A 2553-nucleotide genomic window follows, 5' to 3' on the forward strand; every position below is an offset into this window, starting at 1 on the left:
GCCGCCGACAGCGGCGAGGCCGGCCACGCGCCGCTGGACGACAGCCGCCTGTCGCGCTCGCTGCCCGAGCTGGTCGCGCGCCGCCACGCCTTCCTGGTCGATTACCAGGACGCCGCCTACGCCGCACGCTACACCGCGCTGGTGGAGCGCGTGCGCGCTGCCGAGCAGCGCGTGGCCCCGGCCTCGACCGCGCTGACCGAAGCGGTGGCGCGCTATGCATTCAAGCTGATGGCCTACAAGGACGAGTACGAAGTGGCACGGCTGTACACCAGTGGCGCGTTCGCGCAGCAGCTGCAGGCGCAGTTCGAGGGCGACTATCGCGTGCGCTTCCACCTGGCGCCGCCGCTGCTGGCGAAGAAGGACGCGCAAGGCCGGCTGCGCAAGCGCGAATACGGCCCGTGGATGTTCACCGCGTTCAAGTGGCTGGCCAAGCTGCGCCGGTTGCGCGGTGGCACCTTCGACGTGTTCGGCTACAGCGCCGAGCGCCGCGGCGAACGGCAACTGATCGCCGACTACCTCGCCACCGTGGACGAACTGCTGCAGCGGCTGCAGGCGGACAACCTGGCGCTGGCGGTGCAGATCGCCAGCATCCCGGAGCACATCCGCGGCTACGGCCACGTCAAGGAAGCGCACCTGCACGAGGCCAAGCAACAGGAAGCGCGGCTGCTGGCGACCTGGCGCAACCCGAAGGCGCTGCATATCGTGCAGGCGGCCTGAGCGGGAGACGAACGCCCGCCACCTTGCAGCGGCGGCGCAATGGCAGCATCGAGGGCGTCTGACCGAACGCGGCGGCCGGCGCCGCGTTTTCTGCTCTCCCGCGTTCCCGGGCGTCCGTGCATCTGCTGCAGAAGCGGCTGCAGCCGCGACCCGACTCCAGCCGCACGCAGGACGGCGGCATCGCCCAGGGCGGCCGGCCTTGGGCATCATCCGCATGTTGCGTGGATCGCCAGCGATCCACGGCCGCATCACCCTCGGAGGAACATCGCGTGAAGCGTTTGGTCAAACTCGCATGCGTGGCGCTGGTGGGCGCCATCCTGCTGTTCTACCTGCTGGCGGAGCACGCCGGCCCCTGGATCATGCCGCGGTTCATCACGATCCGTGTCGTGGCGGGACCCGATCGGCCACTCTCGGGCGCGAGGATCCGCGTCCAGCAGGACGTGTGGTCGATTCCGTGTCTGAGCTACATGGGGATCTCCGGCGCGAGTTGCGCGTCGGGCAAATGGACGGTCTTCCATGGCCGCCTGGATCGCAACGGCGAAGCGCGGGTGTTGGTCTTTCAGGCAGCCGGGCTGCGGGCGGATTCGTATATCGCCTGCATCAATGGCAACCAGTACGAGGGCTACTTCGCCTACACCGAGTGGCCAGAGCAACAGGACGTGCAGCGTCTCACCCTGGACTACAAGCGCCTGGAGCAGCAACGAACAGGTTGCATGAACGGCTATGGAGAAGAACCGCTGGCGGCGCCGGCCTGGTGGGATGCCGCCTTGAAGGAAGATGCGGAGGCGGAGGCACAGGCCGAGGCAGAGGCGCGGGCAGAGGAAGAGGCGCAGGTGGACGATTCGTTGCAACCGACGGTTCAACAATCTCCAGCTCGTTCGCCGTCGTCGGACGGGCCTTAGGGGCCAAGCTGCAGGCGCGGCTTCAGCCGCGAGCTGCCATGTCACCCTGTGGCGATGCAGCCTATTCCCAGCGGCATCCCGCGCGCCACTGCCATGCAGCTGCATCCGGGTCGATCGCGTTGATGTCGATACGGAAGGGTCTGCGCGTCGGGATTGAAGTCCCTCCCACATGGTTGCTTGCGTACACTCCGCATACGACACAGCGGCCCTGGGCGAGCGGCCGCTGTGTCGTATCAGGGTGCGATTCGGTCGAGTGCCCGGTGGCAACTCGACCGAGTGCCATTCAACGCAACGAACGTCGAATCAAACCCGCGGATCGGGCGGGTTGCCGCGGCCGGGGCGATCGTAGCGATCGGAATCGAAGGCCTCGCGCACCGCTGCCTTGGCCTGTGCCCAGCTCAGCCGCGAGCGATCCTTGGCGCGCTCCCATCCGCTTTCCAGGTCCGTGTCCAGGCGGTCGTCCCAGACGCGGTCGCGGTAGCGGCTGCGCGCCTGCACGCCGTAGCGGTAGGCCGGGCGGTAGTCGTCGTAGCTGCTGTCGGTCTCGCGGTAGTCCACGGTGTCGAAGCGATCGGCGTAGTAGCGGTCGCTGTCCTCGTAGGTGCGGTAGGTGGCGTCGGCGCGCTCCCAGGAATCGCGCGCGGCCAGCCGCGCCTCGTCCCACTCCAGGCGCGAGTCGCCGCGGCGCGTGCCCCAGTCGTGGGACAGTTCGCGCTCGTGTTCGTCCCAGGTGCGCGAGGGATACTGCTCGCGCGCCTGCAGGCCGAGCCCATAGGCCGCGGCGTAGTCGCGGTCGTAGTCGTAATCGGCCTTGGCGTAGTCGCGGTTGCGGTATTCCTCGCGCCAATAGGCGTCCTCGCCGGTGGGATCGATGCGCTCGGCCACGCCCTTGCCCGCCGCCGCACCGGCCACCACGCCGACCGCTGCGCCGATC

The 2553-nt window shown here is 68.5% G+C and carries 3 protein-coding genes; 2 read left to right on the plus strand and 1 reads right to left on the minus strand.

The genetic code is table 11. The features are described 5' to 3' along the window. On the plus strand, window positions 1–717 hold a 717-nt coding region (locus D180_RS04735), incomplete at its 5' end, for a DUF6537 domain-containing protein (protein WP_043090477.1). A 269-nt stretch (window positions 718–986) separates the two neighbouring features. Continuing rightward, the gene (locus tag D180_RS04740) at window positions 987–1619 is read left to right on the plus strand and encodes a hypothetical protein (RefSeq protein WP_232760330.1); all 633 of its coding nucleotides are present in this window, start codon (window positions 987–989) and stop codon (window positions 1617–1619) included. Window positions 1620–1922: 303 nt separating this feature from the next. Here D180_RS04740 and D180_RS04745 read toward each other — a convergent pair. After that, window positions 1923–2553: hypothetical protein (locus D180_RS04745; protein ID WP_017911896.1), on the minus strand; the 631-nt coding region annotated here is incomplete at its 5' end.

Origin of the sequence: Xanthomonas sp. SHU 166 (genome assembly GCF_000364685.1) — a bacterium.
Classification (GTDB): Bacteria; Pseudomonadota; Gammaproteobacteria; order Xanthomonadales; family Xanthomonadaceae; genus Xanthomonas_A; species Xanthomonas_A sontii.